The sequence below is a fragment of the Paenibacillus sp. TAF43_2 genome (genome assembly GCF_052113545.1).
Classification (GTDB): domain Bacteria; phylum Bacillota; class Bacilli; order Paenibacillales; family Paenibacillaceae; genus Pristimantibacillus.
The window spans coordinates 1-3223 of the sequence record NZ_JBFRDK010000329.1; the positions used below are offsets into that span (position 1 = coordinate 1).

2 protein-coding genes are annotated in these 3223 nt (G+C 44.0%); both read right to left on the reverse strand.

Annotated elements, in window-relative coordinates; all coding sequences use genetic code 11:
* Nucleotides 1-2308 (reverse strand): glycoside hydrolase family 2 protein (locus tag AB4Z17_RS32970; RefSeq protein WP_441964620.1); only part of this gene is annotated, 2308 nt, incomplete at its 3' end.
* A 255-nt stretch (nucleotides 2309-2563) separates the two neighbouring features.
* A partial coding sequence (locus tag AB4Z17_RS32975; RefSeq protein ID WP_441964622.1) for a hypothetical protein occupies nucleotides 2564-3223 on the reverse strand: 660 nt, incomplete at its 5' end.

The following is a 3223-nucleotide window of genomic DNA, read 5'->3' on the forward strand; positions in this document are numbered from 1 at the left end:
GTTCAATATCATAAATCATCGTTTGCTCCGAAATGGATGGCAGCTGTACATCATACGTAAATTGTCCTGCAATTCCGCCATTCACTTTTTGATTCTGCAACGAATTCCAGCTATGCGGCCACTCGCTATCGGTGAAGCTTGCAACCGGCACGCTTATCGTTTGGCCGTCAACCTCGTATTTCCCATTGGTTTGACCGCTGCGAACGTCGAAAGTAACAAAGTTGCGTGTAATCGTTTTGCCATCGGAAGACAAGAGACGTACTGCAATTACCGCAACCGCATCCTGCTGAGGCATTTTCAAGGAAAKCGGCTGCAATGCACTTACGCCGAATCCGTTCCAGTCAATGATTTCTTGTCCTGATTGTGCGACAGTACGTACACCAAAATGATCATACGACAGCTCCCATGCCAGCTGAAGCGCTTGACCATGATAACGATCCGAGAAGCTGGAACGCAAAAGCTCTACTGTAACCTGTGCGCCTGTATCCAGCGTTTGACAAGGAGGTGCATCAATAACGATAAAATCAGGCGAGTGCAAATCTGCGATCGTCATGCCGGGAACGAACCACTCGTAGCCAAAATGCTTGTCGGTGCCGTCCAAACGGTAATAACCGTTAAACTCATTTACTACATCGCGGAATTCTGTAAATACGAAACCGCACATTTTATCATGACGGCGGAATTCATTCATCATATAGCGGTAATGCCAGGCTAAGTCGCTATCTCCTGCTCCGCCTTCGATCCCCCACACATTGCCGCATTCGCTGTTCATTAATGGTGCATCTGATTGTACATTGCCCGCAGTATAGTTAAAGGTAGAACCTACGAACGTTTTATCAACGACCTCTGTTACATGGTTGCGCAGCTCTTTGTAGCCATTAATGTAGAAATGCCAAGTGTTAATATCAGACTCCACATGATCATAGTTACATGGTGAGTTATCTTCAACTATACGGGTTGGATCAACCTGTTTGGCCCAACGATAGATGGAACGAACCCACTCCTGCGTTTGCGGCAAATAATTTTGCGGATGTGATGCATCTGTTGTTAGTGACGCGGATTCACTTTCCGTTTTCAAGCCCCATGTCTCATTAAACATAACCCAAGAGAAAATCGACGGGTGATTGTAGTCACGATCAATAATTTCACGCGCTTCACTCTCGTAAGCAAGCCGTGCCTGCTCATCCGGGTCCCCCCAGAAGCATGGCATATCCTCCATCACGAGAATTCCAAGTTTGTCGGCCCAATAAAGCTTGCGCGGCTCTTCCGGCTTTATGTGAATCCGAACAAAGTTCAATCCTAAACGTTTCAAAAGGAAAATTTCATCATGCATTTCTTGATCGGACGGGTACGTGAAAAATCCGGTTGGATGGAAGGATTGATCCAACGTTCCATTCAAATAAACTGGTTTGCCATTCAACATAATCCAGCGATAATTCCGATCGCCTACAAGAGCAGTTGAAATTTCACGAATACCGAAATAAGTGCTTATAACATCCGACTGGCCATTGCTGGACAGGGAAACTTCGCCTTCATATAAGAAAGGAGATTCTGGACTCCATAGCTTAGGATCTGCCACTACAAATGAAGTGCTGATCGTATTGGCTCCTTCTGTCAGCTCTGCGTCAAATTGATGTGATACAGCTCCTTCTGCAAACAAGAAGGAAAGCTGAGCATGACCTGCGCGGCTTGCTATCACTCTAGTCGTAACTTGTATAGTACCGTCCAATTTTGTATTAAACTTCGAATCCTGTACATAGTTTTGAGGACGAGCCTCCAGCCATACGGGCTGCCAAATGCCGCGAATTTCTCCATAACCTTGCTTGCCACGGCCTTGGAATGAATGATCAAAATCTTCAACACGAACCGTAATCGAGTTTGTGCTGTCGATTAACCAAACGTCTGTTACATCAAATTCGAAATGGCCATATCCGCCTTCATGCGAACCAATGGAGATCCCATTTACCCATACGTCGGACTTAAAATCGACCGCTCCGAAGCGAAGGATTACTCGGGCATCAGCTAGCTTTGGTGCCCAATCCACTTTCTTATCGTACCAAGCGATGCCTTTATCATTGCTTCCGATTCCCGACAACGGGCTTGACCAGGAGAAAGGAACAGTGATTTCCGACTTTAAGGATTGCCCCTTCGATTTATGCCAATCTGCACCGATGCCGCGATTCTCATGATCAAATTCAAAGGACCATGCTCCATTCAAATTCAACCATTCCGAGCGCTGCCAATCTGGCCGAGGATACTCAGCTCGAGGGATGCTCACTTGTGAAGCATTTACCGTATTTAAAGACATTATTAATCACACTGCCTCTCCATTGATATTTTGATGACGTTCATAAGATTAATTAAAAAGTTAATAATAAACTGAAATAACAACTATTTCGTAACAAGAATACGTCTTCATTAACTTGTTTGTCAACTATTACTTTGAAAACCCGTGACAAACCTATTGTATAGTTAACTATTAAGTTACTCTAATATATGGTGAATTCTCATTGAAATCAAAAAAAGGAAGCAGGCCTTAGCCAAGCTCCCTCCAAATATAATGCTAAAGCTTTCTGATCTGACCGATAAATATCTCGGAAGTCAGCCATCTCCGGAATATAAGAAATAACATAACTGACGGCAGGCTTGTCAATGCTCCAAGCTGCAGCATTAATGTACTGTCCAGTTCTCCTCCTGAGCTTGCTAACTGTACTAATTTCATTATCGGTGTTTGCAGCTCCATATTAGAAATATAAATTAACGCTGGTAAGTATGAGTTCCATAATACGACGAAATGGAGCACGCCAAGCGCAAGCAGTGGCTTCCATATTTTTGGGATAAACAGAGTGAAAAACGTATGCAGTTCCCCTTTTCCCGACAGCTCGGCCTCAGTCTTTAAGTCGGCGTATCTCCCGTTGAAAATACTTTTGAGAACAAAAACCGCCGCTAAATTAAAAAAGCCGAATATCATTTGCGGAATAATCGTATTGACCATTTCCAGGCTCCGAACGAATAGGTACTCATTAATCATCCCGCTTCCCATCGAAATGACGATAAGCAGAAACAACTTATACCAGCTGCGCCCTGGCAAATGTTTGACAGTCAGCGGATAAGCGAGTGTGACGGTCATCAATAAAAATACAATTACAGCAATAAAGTTAACGACCGAATAAGAAAAAACGTTCCAGAACGATATGAAGCTCCACACCGATTGCCTTACTTC